Source organism: Thermocladium modestius (assembly GCF_055398215.1).
The window spans coordinates 1,751,293-1,774,073 of record NZ_AP043731.1; the positions used below are offsets into that span (position 1 = coordinate 1,751,293).

Genomic DNA, 22,781 nt, shown 5'->3' on the forward strand with positions numbered 1-22,781 from the left:
AATCCAATGCGCGGCTCGCCGGCCGCTTCCATATGCATTGAGGTGTGACTGTTCATTGTTCGCCATGATTCTCCCTACACGCATTAACCGGGAGGCCCATCAATGGACCTTGCGAGGAAATGCATCCATTTTCCCTCCCCTCATTAATGATGAAGCGGTCACCCCCGTAATGCTTAATAATTTCCAGCCACATCATTCATGCATGAATAGGGTTGTGGTGGGTTCCTCCATGTTTCTATACGCCGCGGTGGAGGTGCTGCAGGCAATCCTTCCAAGCCTGGTCGCCGCTATGCTGCACAGCATAACCGCCCTGCTGGCGATGACCTTGGCGCTCGCCTCCATAGTGTTGATACCGATAATCTTGTTGATGGTGGGCTCCGCGGTGGGCGGAGTGGAGCCGCTGTTGTTGGGGGCCTCGCTGGCGATGCTGTTGGGAGGCATCATAAACGTCAGCGCCTACGCCGTTGAGTATAGCCGCGTCGCGCTGCACGTGGGGAGAATACCATCGCTGCCTGCTTACTTCATTCTGGCACCAATAATGTTTCTCGCCGGTTGGCTGCTCGCATCCGCCTTCCTATTAACGAGGATACGCGGGGCCCTGGCCACGGTGGCCGCCGTGCTATTGGTGATAGGCTACATCATTGGCCTCGCGTCAACGATCGCGTTGAACATAATGAGCATAGTGAGGCCCGGCCTGGGGCTTATCATGATCATCAGCGTGATTAGCGTGACGGGCGTCGCGTTTAAGGCGGCGGGGCAGTTGACTGGCGGAACGGCCGTGATGCTGAGGACGTGATTAATGCTTGATCCCCCTGGGAGCCGTGGAAACCCTTTTATTCCAGGAAAATAGATAATTCAATGCGAGTGGAGGATGACTTGAGGAGCTGCGTCCTGGGCTTGGGGCGGGACGCCATTAAGGCCGCCTCCGGCGAGTTGGAGCTGGCGGAGCAGGACTTAAGGAGCGCGGAGCTCCTCCTTAATAATAAGGCGTACAGCCACGGGTTGTTAATGCTTCAGCAATACGCCGAGCGCGTCGCTGGGACGGCTTGCGCCTCTCAGGCGCGGGGGGCGGGGATTCATTCGATGCATCAATGGATTGCTTGACTAAGCTGCTCGACCCATCCCTGGCCATAGATGAGTCGCTGAAGTGCCTCCCCGTCGTCATAGGCAACCTATTGAGGAGCGCGTTCAGCGGCAGCAACGTTGTTGAGAACGTCATGAAGGAGTTGGACAGCACCATGAGCAGGAACTACCAGCAGATGCTGGACGAGGTGAAGGGGAAGGTGGAGAAGCAGATAACCGCTGCGCGCAGCGGTCACCAGGCGCTGGCTGATAACTTGAGGGACCTAAAGGCGTCGATGGGCAAGTCATGCGCCGAGGATTACAGGAATAAGAGGGAATTGTTCAACACCGCCAGGGCAACCATGAATAGCCTTGCCGACGCGTTGAGGGGGGATGGCAATGCCTTGATGAGCGTCATGGGTGGGGACGGCGTGGGCGCGATACGGTCCATGGCCCAAATGATCCAGTCCAGGGAGGTCATGGCGGCCGTCCAGGAGTGCCTCGTGAAGAACGCGGTCTACTCCCTCTCCATAGCGCTGGTGGCGCCGCTTGGCTTCGCCTTGAAGGATAACGAGGACAAGTTGAGGAGAGTATCCGGGGACTGGACGCCTCTCAACTTGGGCGGGAACTCCCTATGCGCGGCGGTGGGGCGGGAGATGATTAACAGCATCGGCTCTGCCAAGCCCCACAGGGTTATGAAGGCCATGATAACGAACACCGACGACCCCAACCTAAGAAACCTGAGGGCCAGCATAGCAAAGATATCCACCACGCGGTGAACCAACCCCCCATAAGCCCAGCCTCCCGCGTGGAGGGCCTTCCTCAGCTGGAGGGGCTGGGGCGGGCTTGAGTGGCGCTGGACATGCTTAAAAGGAGAAGCCAGCCGTGGATCCGTGGAGGACTTGGCGCCGGCGCTGGCGGCGGCAGTGATTTGGGCCTACGCGTCCATAGCGTACAGGGACTTCATGGTTGGCCTTGGCGTTATTCGGTTGAACGTGCTTCGAATGATCTACGCGTCCCTGGCCCTCCTAGTCCCCTCCCTGGTCCTCGGCATTACCCCGGCCGCGGCCTACGGCGCTGTCAGCGGCGTCCTCTCCCTCGCGCTGGGGGACTCCCTCTACTTGAGGGGGATAAAGGCGGCCGGCGTCTCCACCGCCCTCCCCGCGGCGTACAGCTACATAGTCATGGAGCAGTTCGTCGCGGTGCCCCTCGGGGAGCCCCTCAAGCCCGCCTTCCTCGCCGCCGCCGGCCTCGTGCTGATCGGCGTCTACCTCCTTGCGGGCCGGGGAGGGAGCGGTGGGGGGAGCGGCAAGGCTGTCGGCGTGGCCTACTCGCTCGCCGCCGCGGTTGCTTGGTCCATGGGGTACGCCGCTATCAGGGTGGCCGGGATGCATGGCCTGAACCCAGTCTCGACGGCGTTCACCCGCGTGGCCGCAGCGCTTCCCGTGCTGGCGTTGGCGAGCGGGGGCGGGGTGGGGGGCGCCGTTAAGGCGACGTGGAGGACGCCTCTCCCTCTCATCGCGGTCCTGGACCTCGGCGTCGGCTCCGCGCTATTCGCCTACTCCAGCGTGGCGGTGGGGCTGGCCCCCACGGTGATAGCCACAGGCGCCGCGCCCCTGGCGGCCCAGCTCTTCTCCAGGGCCATGGGGAGGGAGAGACCGACTCTCAGGGAGTACGCGGCCGCAATAATCGTCCTCCTCGCCGTGGCCATCTCCTTCCAGTGAGCCCCTATTCTATCATCATTGCGCTGCTGGGGACGGCAATCCATTTATTGCCCTAGCTGCGGTGCCATGCGTGAGGGTTCGGGTTAAGTTCCTGGCCACCCTGTTCCAGGCGGCGGGGGCGCTGGTCGTGGATCTAGACGTGGAGGACGGCGCGACGGTGGGGGATTTATTGGAGGATCTCCGCAGGGTGAAGCCGAGGGTCGTGGATCTGGTCGTAAATGGGGACTCCGTTAGGATGGGGCTCGTGGTGGTCGTGAACGGGAGGAGCATTGATTTCCTGGAGGGGCTCCGCACCGTTCTTAGGGAGGGGGATGAGGTGGCTCTTTTCCCATCGCTTGTTTTGGCCTAGTGGAATTATGGCTGTGGTGACTGCGTTACCAAAAATTGGACACGCAATTCACGCCGGCCAAAGAAACCCATCCCCACGAGCAATGCGGTCACCAAACGCTGAAGGCCTCGCTCCTCAGGGAGGGGAGGGCGTCATTATGCCATGGCGGCGCTAGTCGAATCAGTGGTTTTGGGGGCGATTGATCTTCATCATGGGACTGCGTTAGGTTTATTTTAACGATGATTATCGTGGAAATACTAAACATGACCTATCCACAAGGCATGAAGAGACAAGCGTTTATATATCGTAATAACGTAACTAATCAAGGCATGTAGATGAATAAGTTGGCGTTAGTGGTATTGATCGTAGGATTGATAATAGCGGAGCTATTAGCGTCATCTATAAACGCGTTGGTAACAAGAGGCGAGGCGAGGGGGGTCAGTAATGGGGGAGTCGGGGGCGGCGGGCCCTTATTTCCCGTAATCAATGTATCGTTCCCGATCAATATGTCATTGCATGGAAATCTAACCCTTGGAAACTTCTCTCAAAGGCTAATTTCAATTCACCTAGTTTTTCCCCATTCCATTAATTCCACTCTTTTGCTTAACCTGCTTAAAACCATTTTGCGCGTCTTTGATTTTAACCTCAGCTTGAATATCGCGCCCATGGGTGGTCAGGGCAGCAACGGCATTGGGCAGGGCAATAACGGTGGTCAAGGCCCGGGATCAGCTAAAGTCGGCGGTTCCCCTCACGCCATGGGCTCTCCGCATGCAGCCACGAATGCGATCCATTTCATTATGCCCCTCACCCTCTTAATTCTCTTGCTCATTATCACTGCCTTACTTGCATCAATAACGATATTACGGAGGGGAATTCCTTACAGGCCTGACTCCGGATCTACGGTTAATGCTCAACCTAACCAATTGGGTTTACCTAGAGGGGGTGTGAGTAATGGGGAGGTTGGAGAAGTGAGGGGGGTTGGTCAAGTTAAGCTTTTGCCTGGGGAGGTCATCAAGAGATTGGAGGGATGGGGAGGCAGCGATGTCTTGAACCTACCGATCAATAAGGACTTGCCTCTAATTTGGGATCACAGGCATCCCCTGCCCTTCTCCGTGAAGATGAATCACTCAGTTGAATTGATGGGGAGAGGGCGCGTGGATGGGGGAAGCCTTTACATGCCGGATAGGGGTTGCTACGCCTTGGTGGTGAGGGGCGATCGATCGGAGAGGACTTTCCTCATTAGGGCAACCGCCTATGAGGAAGACGTCATCAACTTCGTCAGGATTAACGTGGAAAACTACGAAATTGAGGACTCCCGCACCTTAAGGGAGGCGATTGAGAAGCTTAAGGGCGACGGGGTATTAACGAGCGATCCCTCCCTCGTCGTTAAGGTGTTTGAGGATGTAAGGTACGGCAATAAGAGTTTGAGCAGGGAGGCATATGAGGAGTTCCTAATCGCTTTAGGTAAAACCTTTAAAGAGGCGAAGGTGATAATGTGTGAAGGTTCTTAGCTACTGGAAATACGCCGCGATCTACCTCACGCTCTTAGCCTTAACGTGGCTCCTCTTCATATCGCGTTACCCCCTGGCTTCCTACATTATTGATTTAATTACCATCCCACTGCTCGCCGTAAACACAGTGCTCCTCGCAAGCAACGCCGGCTCAATACGCCGGGTAACGGAGGCGTACAGGCTCCTTAGGAACGTGGCGGCGCCGTCCATTTTCATCTACCTACTTTTTAACTCGCTATCCCTCATCCTCGCAAGCATCACGAGCCATTTTGGCAATTATTCTTTCTACGTGAGCAATTTCATGGAATCCATCGCCTTGGGGTTGATTGGCTTGTTTCTTCACAGGGCATCTAGGGAGGCAGAGCCCCTTCTCCATGAATCATTGACCAACGCCTCCCGCTTCTTCCTCCTCTCATCGCTGGGTTTCCTCTTCAGGTCGATCTATGGCCCCATCCTTTACCCATTCTTGATCGCCTCGCTGGTTTACCTCATTGCTTCCCCCGTTTCCGTCTTGTCCAGGAGGCTTGGCTTCGACTACTCCAGCGTTAAGGCCAACGTCGCTGCGATGAGCGTCGTGGGCTTCGGCTTAGGTCTGTTTTACGTGTTGCTGACGATACCTAAACCCCCCATCTATAATGGCTATATCCTGATAGCCTTCCTGCTCGCGGCGTCCATTTCCATATCACTTGTTGGATACAGGTTGTATGCTGGTGGTGTGACCACTGTGGAGAGGGTAATGGAGGAATTCTATGAGAAGCATAAACGCGAGATAGAGGTGTCGTCCTCCCCCGAGTTCGCCAAACTTGAGGCAGCCATAAGGGAGTTCGTCGTGAATTCGAGGAAGGAGTTATTGATAATTTACTTAACGCGGGAGCTGACGAAGGACGGCTTGAGCTACGGCGAGATCCTCACCTACTTGGGGGACATCATTCAATATAATCCCCAAGTACCTGGTAGGGCCAGTAAAAAAGTTATTGAGCGGGAAATTAACAATAGGATGGCCATAATATCGAGCACTTTAAGGAAGGCAATGTCCCGTAAAACGCTTAATAATCTAGTCGAGGATTCTAATCGGGATGAGCGGGGCGGGCAATATAAGTGATAGGATTAACTTAGTCATCGATAAGATATCCGAGCTCTTCATCGGGGATCGAGAGGTCTTAGTCAAGATCCTGGCCGCCATATTGGCCGGCGGGCACGTTCTGATGGAGGATGTTCCAGGAATGGGCAAGACCTTCCTATCCAAAATCCTGGCTAAAGTTCTAGGGCTAAGGTACAGCAGGATACAGTTTACCCCCGACCTTCTGCCCAGCGACATCCTGGGCACCAAGGTATGGAGGCAAGATAGGGGCGCCTTCGAAACGGTTCTAGGCCCCATCTTCTCCAACTTCGTGTTGGCGGACGAGATCAATAGGGCCTCCCCTAAGGTTCAGTCCGCGCTCCTGGAGGCAATGCAGGAGGGCCAGGTCACGATAGAAGGCGAGACAATGCAATTGCCCAACCCCTTCATAGTCATCGCCACGCAAAACCCAATAGAACTGGAGGGGACCTACCCGCTGCCCGAGGCGCAGTTGGATAGGTTCCTGATCAGGGTAAGGCTGGGATACCCCAGGGATGAAGTTGAGCTGCTTAAGAGGAGGATCTCGTGGAGGACGAACGACCCATCCCCCAAAGTTGAGGCGATGCTGTCGGACGTCGAGCTCCTAAAGATCAGGGATTCCGTGGACGACGTCGCGGTGAGCGAGGACGTCATGAAGTACATCGTTAGCTTCAACGCGATAAGGAAGGACCAGAGGGTTTCAGCCGGGCCCAGCCCTAGGGCGTTACTGGCCTTGATGAGCATGGCCAGGGCTGTCGCGTTGATGCGGGGCAGGGATTACGTCATCCCGGACGACGTGAAGATGGTGGCCGTGGAAGTATTGTCCCACAGAATCTTCCTGAAGCCCGAAATGGCGCTGGAGGGGGTGAGGGGCGAGGACATAATAATTGAGTACTTGAACAAGATACCTGTACCGAAGTGAAAAAGGATGAGGGAGGGCGCAAGGGCAATAATAATTCTGGCAATAATCCCGGTGTTCATGGTCATCCTAGCCACAGTGACGACCTCAAAGCTCTACGTCATGCCCCTAATATTCTCCCTCCTGGTGATTTTCGCGGCATTAAGCACCGGCGAGAAGCCCGACGCCTCATTCTCACTGAAGCTGGATAAGAGAATCGCCCATATAGGCGAGGAGGTTGGGGTTAAGGTTGAGGTCACCATATCTAGGGGCTATGGTTTGATCATGATTAGAGGACCGCCGATTCCAGGGACCGACATGGCGGAAGGCTTCGAGTTGGTCAGGGGCACCAATGTTCACGTGATATTCAAGGGATTTAGGCGGGTCCATAAGGAGTACGAGTACATCCTTAAGGCGGTAAAGAGGGGGTCCTACCCCGTGGAGGGGGTGAGCTACATTTACTACCATCCTTTCGGCATGATAGAGAGCATTAAAGAGAATGTCAAAATAAGTGAAGGAATCCAGGTACTGCCCAGGGTGAAGCTGATATCGAGGCTTCCAGCAAGCGTGAGGCCGAGGGAGAAGGCGCCGAGATTTTCACCGTCAAGGTTAGGTTCATACTCCACGGAGTTTTGGTCAGTGAGGGAGTACGTTGCTGGCTACCCTTACAGGTTCATAAATTGGAAGGCGACTGCCAGGAACGCTGGGAATAAATTAATGGTCAATGAATACGAGAGGGAGGGGGCCAGGACCATTGCTCTATTGATGGATGGGAGCTTGTGGATGAGATATGGATCCGACATTGAGAATCCCATGGAATACGGGATATCCCTCATATTGTCCCTAAGCAGGGTTTTCCTACGGTATGGATACAGCGTTGGCCTATGGATTTTCCCGAAGGGAGCTAAGGTTCCGCCCAGCTCTGACAGCGATCAATACTACAGGTTATTAAAAACCCTCGTCGAGCTCAAGGGGTTCGCGGGGATCTCAGCTTTGGATGAAGCGATGGTGCGGCGCATTGCGGGTTTGAAGGCAGTAACATTGATCGTGACCAACATAACGACGGGCAACGTGGAGGAGATCAGCAAGATAAGCAGTGAACTGCGTTCCAGGGCAATAATAGTAGATATAATCCCCGATACCATACTGATGAAGAACATCGTCGGCGATTCCCCATGTAGTGAATGGTTCATCAGGGACAGGGTTGAGGGCGTGTACAGGAGACTGCCTGCCTCGGTGAAGGTGATCAGCTGGGACCCCGCATGCGAGGGGGTGGGCTCCGTGGTCGCTAAGATAAATAGCCGCATGATGATGTGGGGTTCATGATGAAGGCTGTGCTCATCTCGATATCGGTTATATTCCCGCTGCTGCCTTTCATAGTGTTACTCGCCCAGGGCAGCGAGGCGATCGGTTTAGCTGGGATCGTCTTGGTGAGCCTCGTGGAGGCCTTCAGCGCGATTAGGAGAGGGGAAAGTCTTAACTACGCATCCTGGGCATCTTTGATCTCGATCGCATTTATATCCCTGCTCTCCCAAGGCTATATTCCCTACTTTTTCCATGTGGTCCTAGCCAGGGTCCAGAACACCGCCGTGTTTGATGGATCTATACTCTTCCCCCAGTACTCCCTAGCATTATCTTACCTTTATAGGTCCTATAGCAGGTATGCCAGGGAGTTAAGCATCAAGGGCTTTGATGAGGAGGAGGTAAACGCGGAATTGAACTCTCTCTCGCTCTCCCTTCTAATCATACTGAGCTCGGCCGCCGCTGCGTCAATAGCCTTATACTACGTTATGGCATCCCTCAAATTTCTCAGCGTAGACCCATTCACGGCCCTAATCATAGCTTCAATATTCTTCATCTATATCGCCAGGTACATAATCAACAAGGTTAAGGGTTCCCATAATGTACAATTTTAAATTATTGGGGATTAAGGATTGTTCTCTAGGTATACCATATCGCTCAAAGTCTACGAGAATACTCTATTCTATTCTATATTTACTGGTGCCTCTCAAACCCTCTTTCGCAATAACGCTAAGTCTCTCTCCATTCTGCCTACCTCAATAAATAATTGCTTATATTTTGCTTCCAGTTCTTTTACCCTTTCAGCAAGCACGCCTTGCCCCTCATCGCCCAAATTTTCGACTATTATATTTACTATAACTTTAGGCACCGATACTCCCTTCCCCTCAGCAATTCTCTTTAAATTCTTGATAATGCTTTTCATCATTAGTACTATTTTAGAACCATAACTGACATGCAACTTCAAGTTGAGAAATCTTGTTCTTAGGCGATTATAATTTCTTTTATGATTCATTGCTTTCATTCGGTATTTTTTGTTTTATCCATCAAACATGGTAGGCCAATGATGAAGTGGTTCCCGTCAAGGAGGGGCAATGCTTGAGACCCCGTAAAACCACCGCCCCCTAGGATGGTGAGGGGCAGACATTAATGCATCACTCGACCACGCGGCCGGTCAAGTGTATCGGCGTCGCGCCATCAACGCTGACCGTGACGAAGGCGGATGGGGTTGCCTTCTCCACTATCACTGGCCTATAATTGCCTATCCTAACCATGAATCCCCTCCCCCTATAGCCCGGCTGGCTCACGACTCCATTGAAGGTCCCCCCCACGAACTTGAGGTTGCGGGCCAGCGAGACTTTCAATGCTTCCTCGGACATCAACTTGCTCCTGGCCTTCTTCACGGGGTCCGGGACCTGCTTCATTGCAGCCGCCTCCGTGCCTGGCCGCGGGCTGAACCTGGCCACGTGGACCTTATCTATGCCCAGCTCCCCTATCAGCTTTAGGGATTCCTGGAAGTCCTCCTCCCCCTCCCCTGGATGCCCCACTATTATGTCGGTGGCCACGGTGGAGTCGGGGAACGCGTTCCTTATCTTGAGGACCTCCTCCCTGAAGAGGGAGGCGTCGTACTTCCGCTTCATTATCCTCAACACCCTATCGCTGCCGCTCTGGACGGGGACGTGGAAGAAGCGGTACACCCTCCAGTCACTCCTCGCGACGTCTATCAGCCTATCCAGGAGGCCGCTCAACTCGAGGGGCTCCATCATGCCCATCCTCACGAAGAATCGCCCCTCTATCTTGAGGATCGCCTCCAGCAGGTCCACCAGGTCATAACCCTTATCCCTCCCATACGCGCTCGTCTCCTGCCCCGTCAAGTATATCTCCCTGGCGCCCCTCTGCACGGCCCTCCTCACGTTCTCCACCACGTCCCTCAACTCATAACTCCTCACCCAGCCCCCGCCTCCCCTAGCCAGCTTCGTGGCGCAGAAGGCGCAGTTGCCCATGCACCCGACCTGTATTGGAACCACGTGCACGTGCCCCCTCGCCCCGAGGAACTCCGGGAGGGCCTTCATGGGCCTCTCCCCGGCGGGGGGGTTCCCGGCTATTGCCCGCTCGAACTCCTCCACTGAGCGGAGATCCACCAACTCAACGCCAGGCGCGGCCTTCCTCAACCTGTCCGGCCTCACCCTCACAAGGCACCCGGAGGCCACTATCCTACGCCCCCTACCATCACCACCGCCCCCAACCCTCCTCAGGAACCTCACCGCGCTCTCCTCTGCCTCCTGCCTCACTGCGCACGTGTTGAGCACCACTAGGTCCGCCTGGCTGGGGTCCCCCACCCTCTCGTGCCCCGCCGCCTCCAGCCTCTGCGCGATTAACTCGCTGTCCGCCTTGTTGAGCCAGCAGCCCAGGGTCTCGACGTAGAACTTCACGGAACTGGCCGTGGCAGCAGTGTTTAAAATCCTTGGTCCACCTATTCACCAATGGAGATACAGATACTCGGGGGAGGCGGGGAGGTGGGCAGGATGGCCGTGCTCGTGAAGGGGTCCAGCCACGCCTTTCTCATGGATTACGGGGTTAACTTCGACGATGAGGGGCACCCCGTCTTCCCGCTCCACGTGAGGCCGAGGGACTTGACGGCGGTGATGCTTAGCCACTCCCACCTGGATCACTGCGGCGCCCTGCCGAGCCTCTACGTGAGCAGCCCCCCTCCCCTCTACGCCACTAAGCTCACCACGGAGCTGGCGGAGTTGATGTTCAAGGACGCAATAAAGCTGAGCGGGTACTACCTGCCGTACGAGGACGACGAGGTGAGGAACGCGTTGAGGAGGGTCGTGCCCGTGGGGTACGGCGACACTGTGGAGTTCGGCGGGGATAGGGCTACCTTCATCAACGCGGGCCACGTGCCGGGCAGCATGATGACTTACCTGGAGGTGGATGGGAGGGGGTTGGTGTTCACGGGCGACTTCAACCTCAGCGAGTCCAACCTCCTCAACGGGGCCGACGTGACCCGCCTCCCCAGGGACCTGGATTACGTGGTGATGGAGGCCACCTACACGTCTGGAAACCACCCGCCGAAGGAGGAGCTGGATAAGTCATTCATAGAGGCAGTCAAGACCTCGCTGGAGGAGGGGGGCTCCGTCCTCATCCCCAGCTTCACCATAGGCAGGGCCCAGGAGATCCTGATGACGCTGGTGAGGAACAACGTGGTGGACGTGCCGATAGTGGTGGATGGATTGGCGAGGATGGCTAATCAAATAATAGCGAAGCACCCCCAGTTCCTGAGGGACCCGGATCTGTACGGGAAGGCCATGAAGGCGAGCGTGGAGGTGCTTGGGAATTACTACAGGAGGCAGGTGATGAGGGATCAAGCCGTGATAATAGCGCCCGCCGGCATGCTGAAGGGAGGCGCGTCGCTTTACTACTTCAAGCGGTTGGCGAGGGATAAGCGCAACGCGGTGATTCTGCCCAGCTTCCAGGCGCCTGACACGCCCGGCTTCGAGCTCCTGTCCAGGGGGGCCGTGAGGATTGGGAATGAGGAGATAAGGGTCAACGCGAAGGTCTACTGGTTCGACTTCAGCGCGCACAGCGGCCTCAGGGAGTTGGTGAAGTTCATAGACTACTTCTCCTCCACCACTAAGGTAATACTGGTGCACACGGAGCCCCTCAGCAGCCTGAAGTTCGCGCAAGCCCTGGGCAGGGAGCTGTACGTCACCAAGGTCAGCGGCGAGCGAATAATAGAGTGACGCGAAAAACAATAGTACTCGCTCTACAGTCCCAGCTTTCAGGGATTAGTTTTTGAAGCCTAAAGTTAAAAAGAAGCACTGAAGCAAAGCGCGTGCAGGACTGGTTCGTATACCGTAATGAGTATAAGACATTAGCCAACTATTCCCCGCTGATTGATTGGATCATTAATATTAGCAAGCCACCGTATATATGTAATTTCCCCGGAAATAAATTACATTGGGCTTGGTCCATAAGGTACTCCTTGGAGGGCGATTATGGCTATGCGATTTGGGGGGACGCAGTAAGTGGACCCATAAGCGTGAAGGGAGTGAACAATTACGTTGGTTTTCCGTTTAAAAGCTTGGTGGATAAATATATAAAATCATTACTAATCGCGAGAAATGAGGGTAATAAAATCCAGTTTATATTAAATAGTATAAACGAGGTAAAACCATTAATAGGCATTTTTCGTATCACCGGCCTAGGTCCTGTTGGCATGGGCTTGGTCACCGATGTCACGCTCGATGCAATACATAATTTCAAATATTGGCGAGAGGATAATGGCAAGCATTGGATAATTAGATGGAGAATGAGGATTTTATGGTTGGATGGCGAGATCAGAAAGATATTGAAGGAGACCAACTTCGTGGAGCAGATGAATTCCATAAATAATCTTTCAAATAATGGACGCAAATTAGGTGAAATATTAGACAAAGGCCACTTTAATGTTCAAGGCAATACATGCATGGAAAATCCCGAACTTATTAGCAATACATGGAACGGAATAAAGGAGATATTGAAGAGCGATAAGAATGATATGGAGAGGATTTATGGAAACGAGAAGGGCCAAGAAGCTTCATTTAATAATAGCGAACCTGTTCACGCTGTCATTAACATAAATCTGAGCGATGTGGTAAGGAATATTCAGAGCAAACTATTCATAAATTACGACGATATATTAAAAACCATCAACGCCGCCTCTTTCGGTAACTTCCTGTTGGTGGGCCCGCCCGGCACCGGCAAGACAACGCTAGCTATGGAGGTGGCTGAGCACATTGGAGGGCGGGGTAACTACATGATTAGGACTGCCAACTCCCTCTGGTTCAGGAGGGACGTGGTGGGCGGAGAGACGCTGGAGGGCGGTTCAATTAAGTGGTGCGCCGGCTTCCTCATACGAGCATACAACAAAGTGGTTGAGGGGTTCATCAATGGCAAGGCAACTCCATTCTTCGTTATAATAGACGAGTTGAATAGAGCCGATGTGGACAAGGCATTTGGGGAGTTCTTCACCATCTTCAGATCGCCTGATCCCGATGATTGGAGGATGGATCCAGGCATACTGGAGGAGGCAGAATCTTACGGCAACTCGGTTGACGACGAGGCCAGGAAGTTCATTCAATATTACAAGAAGTACGGCGATGCCCCGTTAAAGCTGCTGCGAATAGCTGGGACAATGAATGTGGTCGACATGAGGAACCTATTCATGGTAGGAGAAGCGCTGCTCAGGAGATTCATCGTCATAAGGCTAGAGTGCCCCACGGACGCTGGGGATTTATCAATGTTATTGAGGGAGTTAAGCGGCCTTGACGATAAAGACAAGAAGTTATTGGAGCAATTCGTGGCTGGACTGCGCGGCGAGCTTAATAATAAGGACAAGAAAGGCAGCCTATGCGTATCGCCCGGCGTAGTTAAGATGGCAATTAAGTTATTGAAGGCATCGATCTCAGGTGGGGGGCTCCACGGCGAGAAATTGCTAGATGAATTCATCAATTACATGAAGCTCTCAATGGGGGGCATAGATTATATTAGTAGTAGGACGAATAAATTGAGCATTGCATTGGAGAGTGCCAAAAAGAATCTAATTAATGAAAGCAGGGGCGGTAGATGAAGAGGCTGTATAGCATTGGGTTGAGGAATCTATCCGACATAGTTGCCAAGTACTACCTAGCGAATCCCCACACATTCAGGATAATTGAGGGAATGCTCGGCAATGCCGGGGAGCCGGCGGTTCAGGTGAACGAGACCGCGAGGCATTACCTATCCATGCTTAGCCTAGATTTGACAGTAAAGCGCACGATTGAGGCGATTAAAAGAGCCATCAATGATTACGTGGTCGGCAGGGAGTTCAGGTTGGAGAGGGGGCAGGAGATCTGGGGGGCCCTTGACGTCCCCAGGACCGTGGCTACCTATCCCAGCCTATACTCATACTTAACGTACGTACCAAGCAATGCCATACCGGAGTACGCCATGCTGAGGAAAATGGCTGTATTCGTGAAAAGAGTCGCTTGTAAATCTCTGCCCTCAACGATCGCCTTGGTCGGCGATCAAGCTCTCCAGGAAAATCCCCTAAACATAATATTAAGGGAAATAATTGGAAGAATGCGCAGCAATTGTGTGACTCTTTCCAGAAAGATCAATGAATTGCCTAGAACAACAAGCGTCGGCGAGTTGTCTTCATATGTGAGAACCCGGGGACCTTACCTACCATCGTGGTTCCACGGAGCGTACAAGGCATATAGCATTGCGCGCAGAGTAAGTGGGAACCCCAATTATAAGGCCGGCATGAGCCGTAGATTTGAAGGCAAGGACTTCGTGCTCTTGGGGTGGAGATTATACGAATTATTCATAATGCTGTTGGTGCTTGATATATTCGCCGAGTTAGGGTACTCGGCGAAATTAAATGATAATTACGTTGAGTTAACCAGACGCGGCAAAACAATTCGGTTATTATTCAATGGACAACTTGACTCATCAATAATAAAGTCAGTGGATGGAGATGAAACGATCGCTGCCTCAATACGGGGCAGGCCCGATGTATCCATACAAGATGATAACCCCAATGGAGGTAAGTTGATCGTAATCGATGGTAAGTTCTCGAGATACCCTGCTTACATCACGGCCGGTAGATTCAAGGTCATGGCGTACATGTATGAGTATAACGCGGATCTAGGCATGGTGATGTTCCCGGGACTCAATGAGTCGCGTAAATACGATGAAGAGGATGAAGCGACGGCAAGGCTTTGGATGAAGATAAAAAACAAGGGATACTCCGAGATAGTTCTGAGCAACGAGAAGAGGATCTACATGGTCAGGTTAGACCCGGGACTATCGGAGGACCCGGGACAGGTCTGGAGAGATTCCAGGAAGACGTTGGAGAAACTGTTGAGGAGGCACGTGACGTGAGCTGCTTCAAATATAGGGGCTCATGATGAAGCGGCCCAATTTCGGGAGTACAGCCCCGTGAATGGGCCTACTGCCCTCGATGCGCTTCATCCCTCTAATTCATACATTTGTGCATGAATAAAAAAGTATATTAATATATATATCATAGGCTAATTATGAAGATTTTGCCCATAGCTGTCATAGTTGTGGTCGTAGTAGCTGTGGTGATCGGGGTATACTACGCGACGCGCACGTCGCCAACCACCACGACCACTCGGCCATCCCTCACTTCCCCCACGACTACCACGACGCTTCCCACTACCTCGCCAGCAACTACTACCTCGCAGCAGGTCCAATCAACCACGACGACACAATCAACCCAGCCCGTGACCACTACGACCGCCGTGACGTCGCCGCCCCCTACCTCAACTACTATAACTACCACGACCACCACGGTCACCACTACCACCACCTCAGCCCCAGCCTCTCAATCATATGAGGAGGCTCTCCACAACTTCGCCAACTCCACCATTCAGCAAGCGACTCTCTTCTACACGGGGTACGCCTTGATAATTGCGACCAACGCTACCGGCAACTCGACGGCCAAGATAAGTCTGCCCAGCGTCGAGTTCTCCTACTACAGGACCGCGTCCGGCATAGAGCTGTACATAAATTCAACCATATCCATTACGGCGCCCAGCAACGGGATTCAGATGAGCATCACCATCCCAGCACAGCTCGGGATAGTGTCGAATAGATCGAGCGGTTGCCTAGCCATTGGGTCCCCGCTGCTCAGCAGCACGCCGATAAACGCGTCGGCGGTGAAGTTCTGCGGGAGGAGCAACTCCACCAACGCGAGGGAGCTGGGCAACCTGACGCCGTTCGAGCTGGATCTAACCTATGTGGGCACGGGCAATTGGAGGGGGGAGACCACTTACTGCTTCGCAACGCTGAAGCCATTCACGTCGTCAATGGCCCCCTACCTCTCCGCCGCCGGCAATGTATCAACGCCATCCCTCGCCTTGAACGAGAGCATATACATAGACATCACTAGGCTATGCTTGCTGGGCGATGGAGTGCCGACCGAGATGGAGGGCAGCTTGGCCATGATGGAGGCACAGCCGGGGCAGGGGGGATTAAGAGTAGGGTTCTCCATCAACCTGACCGGCATGAGCCCCACCTTCGACAGTCAATCCCTTGACCACTTGCTATCCATTGCAGTGAACGGGACCCAGTTATTTAAGCAATCAATGCCGCAGTCCACTACGATGCCCACGATAGTGTCACAGGCAATTGTGACGGGCACGGGAACGGCGTCGCCCTCATTTGATCTAACCATAGACAACCCCACCCAGTACTACGTGATGATAAACGGATTTGACTTGGGCGGGATGATGTGCTCGTTCAACGCCCCAATAGTCGTATATAATGGATCCAGTGCCCAATTATCGCTGCAGATGACGGCTAATGGCGGTAACTTGACGGGCGTGGCCGCCATATATGGGTCCAGCAATGCCTCGGTGCCCAATGGGGATGGCGCGTCCTGCATCGGCGTCCAATCTGCGGCTCCCGGCACTGCCATAGCCGGTTACTTGATTGCTAACGTGGGTCCAAACAGCGGGCAGTACCCATTCACCGCAATAGTTCAGTGACCGCGGCTCCAGCCTCAATTAGGGATAGGCTTAAATAGATCCGCCGCGCTGGAATCGAATGAGCGAGGAATCCATCGTGGCCGGCTTCATAAAGGCGATAGAGGGGACCAAAAGCACCGCCGAGATAGTCTTCGATAACCTAACCATAAAAATTCAGGGAACGAATACATCGATAATCATAAACGGCAGGATAAGCTTCACGGCGGTTCCCCTTCAGTCGCAACAGAAATGAAAGGCGACGGAGCGAGGATAGTAACAATTGAATCGGGCAGGGCCGCCATATCCGTGAACGGCAGGTCAGCGGCTATCATATCGGCGAGCGGCAATCAATTAACGATCTCGATAGATGACGAGCAGCTTAGGGCCGCGGTAAGGCGGTTTGGATTAAGCATTAGAGTCATTAACCTGCTGGGCAAGGCATCCGAGGCGCTGTACAAGATGGGGGCCGCCGTGGAGGTGCGGGACTCCAGGGGAACGCTGATTCAGCTGGGCGTTGGGGCCTACTCCACGACCGTCAAGTTCAAGGCCAACCTAGCCAGGCTACTATTGCTAATGCTGGGCTAACAATGCACAAACGAGACCGTGGGAGGCAGGGTGTTCCTGTTACCTGAACTTAGCTTCATAGCCTTTTATTCACAAGCGGGAAGAGACGCTATGGTTAGGGAGGGGGAGCTTGCTCCGGACTTCGAGGCGGTCGCGCATGATGGATCCAGGGTACGGTTGAGCGATTTGCGGGGGAAGTGGGTAGTGCTTTACTTCTTCCCGAAGGCCTTCACGCCGGGATGCACGAGGGAGGCGCGATCGTTCTCCGCTGAGTGGGGCGAGTTCAGGAAGATGGGGGTGGAGGTCATGGGGGTCAGCAGGGACGATCCGGCCACGCTTGCCAGGTTCGCCGAGGCCGAGGGGGCCGGCTTCAAGTTCATCAGCGACCAGGACGGGAGCGTGGCGAAGGCGTACGGGGTCCTCGGCATGCTGGGGATGGCCGATAGGGTGACCTTCGTAATAGACCCGGAGGGCAAGGTAGCCGGCGTGGTCAAGGGCTTCAGCGTGAGGCCAGACCAACACCCAGAGGCCGCCCTCCGAGTAGTTACGCAGCGCGCAAGGCAGCAGTGAGCGACTAATACGATTCACGTGGCGATTTGTCCTATTTTAAAGGCGCTTCTGCATCGGTGGCTCAACGCAATATTTATATATGCGTTACCAAAAATTGGACACGCAGCTCAATTATAATTATTTAATTTCCCATTAGAAAGTAAATCGTATATACTGTTGAATCACCCATCCTTTCGGGAGCGACTGTTTCCCGAGACTGCCTTCCCCGTTAATTACGGAGAGGCGCATTGAATCACGGCGTGGCCACCACAGTGTTTGCAGATGCGGTGGGCAAGGCGAGGGAGATGCATCAGCCATGCTGGGTAATATGCTTACAGCCGTTTTTATTAAATATCGATAAAGCTTGAAATCCTTTTGTGGAAGCGCGGCGGTTGTCAAGCTCTACCTAGATATGGAAGGCTACTATTGAGTTGAATAATATGATGGGAATGGGCAAGTCTCGAAGCTGGGATGGCTAGATGTAATCCCTGGCCCGTCCTTGAGCTTCCCTGTCAACTCGATAAACTGACCTCCTCCCCGCCCTAAAGGGCGAGGGTTCCCCGAGGTCTCAAGGTTTGACTTCGTGGACGCCCTTCCCCGGTATTGCGGGGGTAATCGGCCCCCGCTCCCCATCCTCTGAAGATTGACCAGGGGAGGACGTCATAAAGAAAGATGTGCCGACGAAGCTTAAAAACTTTCTTCCCGCCTCAAAGAGGCGAGGTTTGTCCTCTTTTTTATCAGCTTCATCCTCCCATTAATGCAAAGCTATTTAAACAAGGAATGCAATATCAACATAGATGGATGATTTAAAGAAGAAGTTCCTGGAATTGTTGGAGACCGATGATGATTTCAGATTCGCGGTGATGGGCATGATAGGCGTACATGAAATTCTTAAGAGACTGGACACGCACTCCGGCATAATGATTAAGATGCAAGAACAAATGGCTAAAATGCAAGAGGAAATAAAGGCAATGCAAGAACAAATGATCAAGATGCAAGAGGAAATAAAGGCAATGCAAGAACAAATGATCAAGATGCGAGAAGAGATCAATGGGCTACGCGCGGCCGTGGGCGAGCTGAGGGAGACCATGAGGGCTAACACGGAAGAGATAAAGTCGCTTAAGGCAGATGTGTCGTTCCTGAAGAGGCAGGGATCGGAGACTCGATCCCTTCTTGGGTCGCTCACCGAGGCCGTTTTCCAGGATAAGGCTTTGAGGAGGTTAGAATCCATCATGAGCTCCGCCGGGGAGTCCGTGGTGGATATCAGGTACAACGCCGCTATTGACGACAAGGAATTCGACCTATTAATAATAGGGTCAAGGACTGTGTATGCGGTGGAGGTGAAGGTACGGCACAGGAGGCAGGACGTGGATTACTTGCTCAGCAAACTGGGTTTGGCGGAGAAGGAGTTTAAGGGTAAGAAGGTGATTGGCGTGCTGGCCGGGATAAGAATGACTAGGGCCGTCAAATCCTATGCCCGTGGCCTGGGCATGCTCGTCATTTGAGGACGCCCCCCTCATTAATCCCAGCCCGGCAGCATCGGGATTAGGAGAACAGTAGGGACGCATAGCTTGCAATGCCTGCTTCTAATCGCGTCGGGAATGAGGGAGGGGGCGATCACTTGCTCTCTTAGGATCAACTGCAAGGATAGAGCGCTGGGCGTAACGCAATACAGTGGCCCGGGAGAGCGATCCCCCTTGTCCCGCTCGTTCCCTGTAATGTGTGAGCCCGGTCGGGCGCGCACAATGGCGGGGATCCGAGAAATAGGCTATATAGATATATAGAAGGTTTATTTGGGCGTTCCAGGCTCACTTCCTAGAACGAGCGGTTTATCCGCCTCCGTATTTCTAATTATTACGACCAAGTTCTCCTCGTTTTCCTTTCTAAGTATTATATCTATATCATCCCGCTCCACATATCCATTATCGTTGAATGGGCTATCGTGGCCCGGTATTATGTAGCTGGGCTTCAATGACTTTATCCGCTCAATGCTGGACTTAGCCGTGGCCGCGTCGAAGAAGATCAAATCAGGCATTCCCCTCCTGTACGCGCGGAGATTCGGGACAGCGTCGCCAGCTATTACTACTCGATCCACCCCCACCACCACTGAAATGTGGCCAGGCGTGTGGCCAGGCGTGTAAATTATGCTGGCGTTGGCCGATATGCGTTGATTATCGCTGACCAGCAGTAAATCCATGCCTTTCAGTAAATCCTTGAACTTAGGAGTCAAGCCATCCATGGAGCCAGAGAGCGAGCCCTTCTCCAGCTCGGCTGGGCTGATAATTATCTTTGAGTCGTGAAATAGATCCACGTTTAGGCAATGATCCCAATTCAGATGAGTTAGAACCACAGCATCTATGTCCCTGGTCGTTAATCCATTACCGCTCAACCTAGCCATCAATTTATCCCTGCTGCCGAAGTGGCCCGTATCGACCAATACGTTTATATCATCCTGGATCAAGGTAACCGCTGCCGCCCCCATAGTACCTATGCTGCTCCTAATGCCGGCTCCCGGCAGCAACCTCACTATCTTCACGCGGTATCACCGTAGTACTTGTAATCGCTGCTGAAGTACTCCAAGTGCATCTTCTTATATTGATACTTGGTCAACGCCTCCTCGTTAACCTCTATGCCGAGGCCGGGCTTACTGCTTGGGTGGAGATACCCATCGCTGATATCGAAGTATTCCTTGACTAGGCTACGCCTAACCGTTTGCGCGTCCAACCAATACTCCAATATTAGGGCATTCGGCACTGTTGATAAGGCATTGATGGAGGCAGCCGTGGCTATGGGTCCATTTGGATTATGGGGGGCCACCGCCACGTTATTCACATCTGCCATTGCAGCCACGTGGCTGAACGCCCTTATCCCACCCACGTGGCAAACATCTGGTTGAATTATATCAGCGGCATTGCTGGAGAGCAGGTCCCAGAAGCGACCAACCGAGGTAAGCCTCTCCCCAGTGGCTATGGGCACCCTTGACGCTTGCTTTACTTCCCTCATGGATATTATGTTCTCCTCGGGCACAGGCTCCTCAAGCCAGAATGGGTTGAATTCCTCTATTGCGTGTGCTATATTTATGGCAGTCCTAACGTTGAACCGGCCGTGGGCTTCTATCATTATATCGACGTTATCGCCAACCGCATTCCTCACCGCCTCTATTCTCTTAATGGCTGCTTTGAAATCCTCCGATGATATGGTAGGACCGGCTGCTCCGAATGGGTCGAACTTCAATGCTGTGAAGCCCTGCTTGACCACATCAACGGCCGCCTCGGCGAATTTCTCGGGCTCCTGGGCGCCGGATATGAAGCCATTCGCATACACCCTCAGCCTGTCAATGGATCGCCCGCCCAGCAATTCGTAGACGGGCTTCTTAAGGGACTTACCAACGGCGTCCCACATTGCCTGCTCTATTGCGCTTATTGCGGTGGATAGTATTGGGCCGTGACGCCAGAAGAAGTTCCTGTTAAGGAAGTTGGTTATTTTGTTTATCTCGATTTCCCTGCCTATAAGAAATGGAGCGAAATCATTGACGGCGGCAGCAATCGTCTTCTCGAAGTCACCCATGGTTCCCTCACCATACCCCACCACGCCCTCGTCGGTCTCAAGCCTGACTATTACAAAGTTACGCCACACCGCAGATACCAAGAAGGTATCTATTTTGGTTATCTTCATATTCGCCTGGAAAAGTTATAAAATTATTTATACTTTTCCGAATACGCACAATTAGGTGCCAACTCCAATTAATGCATGACGAATTCCATGTATTCCATGATCATCAACGTCACTGGCAAAATTAATGATTGATCAATGATTGAATTATAACCTTAGTCTCAGTCATCTCCCTCATAGTATCCCTGACGCTCTCCCTTCCAATACCTGACTTCTTATATCCACCGAAGGGCAGGTTATCGAACCTAAGCCTGGTGGTGTCGTTTATGAACACGGACCCGGCCTTTATCTTAGAGGCCAACCTATAGGCCCGTGCAAAATCCCTGGTGAATATGGACGCATCAAGCCCATACTCCACCGAGTTCGCTACCCTAACCGCGTCCTCGTCGTCCTTTATCCTAACCACGGGGAGGACGGGGCCAAATACTTCCTCGCGAAGCACCCTTGCATCACGCGTGGCCTCAATTATGGTGGGAGGATAATAGAAACCCTTGCTGGGCACTTCCTTGTACCTAAATAGTACCTTGCCTCCCTTATCCAATGCATCCTTCACGAATAAATCCATCAATTTCACTGCATCCCTGGATATGAGGGGGCCGAGATCAACGTCTTCCCTTAATGGATCCCCAACGCGTAAGTTAAACGCCATATCGGCTAGCATGCCAACGAACTTATCAAACACCTCATCCCTTACAAGTAACCTCTTAGTTGCGTTGCAGAATTGACCAGCATAGTCGAACCTACCTATTATTGCTGCTTGAGCGGCCCTGCTTAGATCCGCATCTTCGAGGACTATCATTGCATCGCTGCCTCCCAACTCCATTATTACCTTCTTTCCTTGAGCAACCGCCCGCCCAGCTAGGCTTAAGCCGACGGAGCTGGATCCCGTGAAGGTTATTAGGGATACCTTGGGGTTATCCACGAATTCATCTCCTATTTCCTTCGCATCGCCCGTCACCACGTTTATGGCATCCTGCGGAAATCCTGTTTGCTTTATTATGTTAACTATCCTAGTTATGGTAAGCGGGGCATACGAGCTCGGCTTTATTACTACTGAGTTCCCAGCGGCGAGGGCTGGAGCCACCTTGTGCGCCATGCTGTCCGGTGGGAAGTTAAACGGCGTGATCGCTCCCACTAGGCCGACTGGCTCCCTGACCACGAATGCGATCCTATTCTCATTGCCCGGGGGGTAATCGTATAGATCGAGCGGCACGAACTCGCCGCTGAAGACGTGGCTTATCTCTTGGGCGGCTAATTCATAGATGCTGGCCGTCCTCTCTATTATTAACTTGGTGCTTCGTATGGGTCGACCGATCTCGGCCGTGAGCAATCTAGCCAGCTCATCAGATTGATCCCTCAATGCCCTGGCCACTTCCTTGAGAAGCTTGGATCTCTTATATGCAGGAATGGCCATCACTTCGCTGCTCGCGTCATACGTTCTACCTATTATCTCCCTAATGGTCTCGCGGCTCATCATGGGAACCCTAGCTATTATTTCCTCTGTAGCCGGGTTGTAAACAGGTATTTCACTCGTCATGCGTTATTAGATCGGCGGC

The 22,781-nt window shown here is 53.1% G+C and carries 23 protein-coding genes; 18 read left to right on the forward strand and 5 right to left on the reverse strand.

Annotated elements, in window-relative coordinates; all coding sequences use genetic code 11:
- Nucleotides 1-202: 202 nt before the first annotated feature.
- The 10 genes from ACZ5ZS_RS09120 (at nt 203) to ACZ5ZS_RS09165 (ending at nt 8,538) form a co-directional block, all read left to right on the forward strand.
- Nucleotides 203-796 carry a hypothetical protein gene (locus tag ACZ5ZS_RS09120; RefSeq protein ID WP_188595740.1) on the forward strand — a complete coding sequence of 198 codons (594 nt, stop codon included), beginning with the start codon at nt 203-205 and terminating at the stop codon, nt 794-796.
- 62 nt (nt 797-858) lie between these two features.
- Complete coding sequence (locus ACZ5ZS_RS09125) at nt 859-1,104, forward strand: hypothetical protein (protein WP_464858300.1); 246 nt, start codon at nt 859-861, stop codon at nt 1,102-1,104.
- Nucleotides 1,047-1,841, forward strand: coding sequence for a hypothetical protein (locus tag ACZ5ZS_RS09130; RefSeq protein WP_464858302.1), 795 nt, complete (start codon nt 1,047-1,049; stop codon nt 1,839-1,841). Before ACZ5ZS_RS09125 ends, ACZ5ZS_RS09130 begins: the two co-directional genes overlap by 58 nt.
- 114 nt (nt 1,842-1,955) lie before the next feature.
- A complete protein-coding gene (locus ACZ5ZS_RS09135; RefSeq protein WP_188595742.1) occupies nt 1,956-2,786 on the forward strand; it encodes a DMT family transporter in 831 nt (276 codons plus the stop codon).
- Between the two features lie 70 nt (nt 2,787-2,856).
- Nucleotides 2,857-3,135 (forward strand): MoaD family protein, encoded by a 279-nt coding sequence (locus ACZ5ZS_RS09140; RefSeq protein ID WP_188595743.1) that lies wholly within the window; start codon nt 2,857-2,859, stop codon nt 3,133-3,135.
- Between the two features lie 314 nt (nt 3,136-3,449).
- Complete coding sequence (locus tag ACZ5ZS_RS09145) at nt 3,450-4,625, forward strand: hypothetical protein (RefSeq protein ID WP_188595744.1); 1,176 nt, start codon at nt 3,450-3,452, stop codon at nt 4,623-4,625.
- Entirely contained in the window at nt 4,612-5,727 is a 1,116-nt protein-coding gene (locus ACZ5ZS_RS09150; protein ID WP_188595745.1) for a hypothetical protein, read from the forward strand. The genes ACZ5ZS_RS09145 and ACZ5ZS_RS09150 overlap by 14 nt, the downstream gene beginning before the upstream one ends.
- Nucleotides 5,702-6,646 (forward strand): AAA family ATPase, encoded by a 945-nt coding sequence (locus tag ACZ5ZS_RS09155; protein ID WP_188595746.1) that lies wholly within the window; start codon nt 5,702-5,704, stop codon nt 6,644-6,646. Before ACZ5ZS_RS09150 ends, ACZ5ZS_RS09155 begins: the two co-directional genes overlap by 26 nt.
- Nucleotides 6,647-6,652: 6 nt before the next feature.
- Complete coding sequence (locus ACZ5ZS_RS09160; protein WP_188595747.1) at nt 6,653-7,948, forward strand: DUF58 domain-containing protein; 1,296 nt, start codon at nt 6,653-6,655, stop codon at nt 7,946-7,948.
- On the forward strand, nt 7,945-8,538 hold the full coding sequence (locus tag ACZ5ZS_RS09165; RefSeq protein ID WP_188595748.1) for a hypothetical protein: 594 nt from the start codon (nt 7,945-7,947) through the stop codon (nt 8,536-8,538). Before ACZ5ZS_RS09160 ends, ACZ5ZS_RS09165 begins: the two co-directional genes overlap by 4 nt.
- A gap of 92 nt (nt 8,539-8,630) precedes the next feature.
- On the opposite strand, the gene ACZ5ZS_RS09170 is transcribed toward ACZ5ZS_RS09165, so the two are convergent.
- A complete protein-coding gene (locus ACZ5ZS_RS09170) occupies nt 8,631-8,888 on the reverse strand; it encodes a hypothetical protein (protein WP_188595749.1) in 258 nt (85 codons plus the stop codon).
- 187 nt (nt 8,889-9,075) lie between these two features.
- Complete coding sequence (locus ACZ5ZS_RS09175) at nt 9,076-10,353, reverse strand: tRNA (N(6)-L-threonylcarbamoyladenosine(37)-C(2))-methylthiotransferase (protein ID WP_188595750.1); 1,278 nt, start codon at nt 10,351-10,353, stop codon at nt 9,076-9,078.
- A 51-nt stretch (nt 10,354-10,404) separates the two neighbouring features.
- Here ACZ5ZS_RS09175 and ACZ5ZS_RS09180 point away from each other — a divergent pair, with 51 nt between their 5' ends.
- The 8 genes from ACZ5ZS_RS09180 to ACZ5ZS_RS09215 all read left to right on the forward strand — a co-directional run bounded on the left by ACZ5ZS_RS09180 (nt 10,405) and on the right by ACZ5ZS_RS09215 (nt 19,058).
- Nucleotides 10,405-11,667 carry an MBL fold metallo-hydrolase gene (locus tag ACZ5ZS_RS09180; RefSeq protein ID WP_188595751.1) on the forward strand — a complete coding sequence of 421 codons (1,263 nt, stop codon included), beginning with the start codon at nt 10,405-10,407 and terminating at the stop codon, nt 11,665-11,667.
- 476 nt (nt 11,668-12,143) lie between these two features.
- The gene (locus tag ACZ5ZS_RS09185) at nt 12,144-13,535 is read left to right on the forward strand and encodes an AAA family ATPase (RefSeq protein WP_464858307.1); all 1,392 of its coding nucleotides are present in this window, start codon (nt 12,144-12,146) and stop codon (nt 13,533-13,535) included.
- On the forward strand, nt 13,532-14,830 hold the full coding sequence (locus ACZ5ZS_RS09190; RefSeq protein ID WP_188595753.1) for a hypothetical protein: 1,299 nt from the start codon (nt 13,532-13,534) through the stop codon (nt 14,828-14,830). The genes ACZ5ZS_RS09185 and ACZ5ZS_RS09190 overlap by 4 nt, the downstream gene beginning before the upstream one ends.
- A 155-nt stretch (nt 14,831-14,985) precedes the next feature.
- On the forward strand, nt 14,986-16,461 hold the full coding sequence (locus ACZ5ZS_RS09195) for a hypothetical protein (RefSeq protein ID WP_188595754.1): 1,476 nt from the start codon (nt 14,986-14,988) through the stop codon (nt 16,459-16,461).
- Between the two features lie 58 nt (nt 16,462-16,519).
- Entirely contained in the window at nt 16,520-16,693 is a 174-nt protein-coding gene (locus ACZ5ZS_RS09200) for a hypothetical protein (protein ID WP_188595755.1), read from the forward strand.
- A complete protein-coding gene (locus tag ACZ5ZS_RS09205; protein ID WP_188595756.1) occupies nt 16,690-17,025 on the forward strand; it encodes a hypothetical protein in 336 nt (111 codons plus the stop codon). The genes ACZ5ZS_RS09200 and ACZ5ZS_RS09205 overlap by 4 nt, the downstream gene beginning before the upstream one ends.
- Nucleotides 17,026-17,115: 90 nt before the next feature.
- Nucleotides 17,116-17,574 carry a peroxiredoxin gene (locus tag ACZ5ZS_RS09210; protein ID WP_188595757.1) on the forward strand — a complete coding sequence of 153 codons (459 nt, stop codon included), beginning with the start codon at nt 17,116-17,118 and terminating at the stop codon, nt 17,572-17,574.
- A 776-nt stretch (nt 17,575-18,350) separates the two neighbouring features.
- Entirely contained in the window at nt 18,351-19,058 is a 708-nt protein-coding gene (locus tag ACZ5ZS_RS09215) for a hypothetical protein (RefSeq protein ID WP_188595758.1), read from the forward strand.
- Between the two features lie 284 nt (nt 19,059-19,342).
- Here the strand turns inward: ACZ5ZS_RS09215 and ACZ5ZS_RS09220 are convergent, their stop codons facing one another.
- The 3 genes from ACZ5ZS_RS09220 to ACZ5ZS_RS09230 form a co-directional block, all read right to left on the reverse strand.
- Nucleotides 19,343-20,089 carry an MBL fold metallo-hydrolase gene (locus ACZ5ZS_RS09220; protein WP_188595759.1) on the reverse strand — a complete coding sequence of 249 codons (747 nt, stop codon included), beginning with the start codon at nt 20,087-20,089 and terminating at the stop codon, nt 19,343-19,345.
- A complete protein-coding gene (locus ACZ5ZS_RS09225; protein WP_188595760.1) occupies nt 20,086-21,228 on the reverse strand; it encodes a mandelate racemase/muconate lactonizing enzyme family protein in 1,143 nt (380 codons plus the stop codon). The genes ACZ5ZS_RS09220 and ACZ5ZS_RS09225 overlap by 4 nt, the downstream gene beginning before the upstream one ends.
- A 121-nt stretch (nt 21,229-21,349) precedes the next feature.
- Nucleotides 21,350-22,762: an aldehyde dehydrogenase family protein gene (locus tag ACZ5ZS_RS09230; protein WP_188595761.1), complete on the reverse strand. Its 1,413-nt coding sequence runs from the start codon at nt 22,760-22,762 to the stop codon at nt 21,350-21,352.
- Nucleotides 22,763-22,781: the final 19 nt, after the last annotated feature.

Coding starts and splice junctions, on each gene's coding strand:
- ACZ5ZS_RS09120 (WP_188595740.1), top strand. CDS start 203: ATGAATAGGGTTGTGGTGGGTTCCTCCATGTTTCTATACGCCGCGGTG.
- ACZ5ZS_RS09125 (WP_464858300.1), top strand. CDS start 859: ATGCGAGTGGAGGATGACTTGAGGAGCTGCGTCCTGGGCTTGGGGCGG.
- ACZ5ZS_RS09145 (WP_188595744.1), top strand. CDS start 3,450: ATGAATAAGTTGGCGTTAGTGGTATTGATCGTAGGATTGATAATAGCG.
- ACZ5ZS_RS09155 (WP_188595746.1), top strand. CDS start 5,702: ATGAGCGGGGCGGGCAATATAAGTGATAGGATTAACTTAGTCATCGAT.
- ACZ5ZS_RS09160 (WP_188595747.1), top strand. CDS start 6,653: ATGAGGGAGGGCGCAAGGGCAATAATAATTCTGGCAATAATCCCGGTG.
- ACZ5ZS_RS09165 (WP_188595748.1), top strand. CDS start 7,945: ATGATGAAGGCTGTGCTCATCTCGATATCGGTTATATTCCCGCTGCTG.
- ACZ5ZS_RS09180 (WP_188595751.1), top strand. CDS start 10,405: ATGGAGATACAGATACTCGGGGGAGGCGGGGAGGTGGGCAGGATGGCC.
- ACZ5ZS_RS09185 (WP_464858307.1), top strand. CDS start 12,144: ATGGGCTTGGTCACCGATGTCACGCTCGATGCAATACATAATTTCAAA.
- ACZ5ZS_RS09190 (WP_188595753.1), top strand. CDS start 13,532: ATGAAGAGGCTGTATAGCATTGGGTTGAGGAATCTATCCGACATAGTT.
- ACZ5ZS_RS09195 (WP_188595754.1), top strand. CDS start 14,986: ATGAAGATTTTGCCCATAGCTGTCATAGTTGTGGTCGTAGTAGCTGTG.
- ACZ5ZS_RS09200 (WP_188595755.1), top strand. CDS start 16,520: ATGAGCGAGGAATCCATCGTGGCCGGCTTCATAAAGGCGATAGAGGGG.
- ACZ5ZS_RS09205 (WP_188595756.1), top strand. CDS start 16,690: ATGAAAGGCGACGGAGCGAGGATAGTAACAATTGAATCGGGCAGGGCC.
- ACZ5ZS_RS09210 (WP_188595757.1), top strand. CDS start 17,116: ATGGTTAGGGAGGGGGAGCTTGCTCCGGACTTCGAGGCGGTCGCGCAT.
- ACZ5ZS_RS09215 (WP_188595758.1), top strand. CDS start 18,351: ATGGATGATTTAAAGAAGAAGTTCCTGGAATTGTTGGAGACCGATGAT.
- ACZ5ZS_RS09225 (WP_188595760.1), bottom strand. CDS start 21,228: ATGAAGATAACCAAAATAGATACCTTCTTGGTATCTGCGGTGTGGCGT.
- ACZ5ZS_RS09230 (WP_188595761.1), bottom strand. CDS start 22,762: ATGACGAGTGAAATACCTGTTTACAACCCGGCTACAGAGGAAATAATA.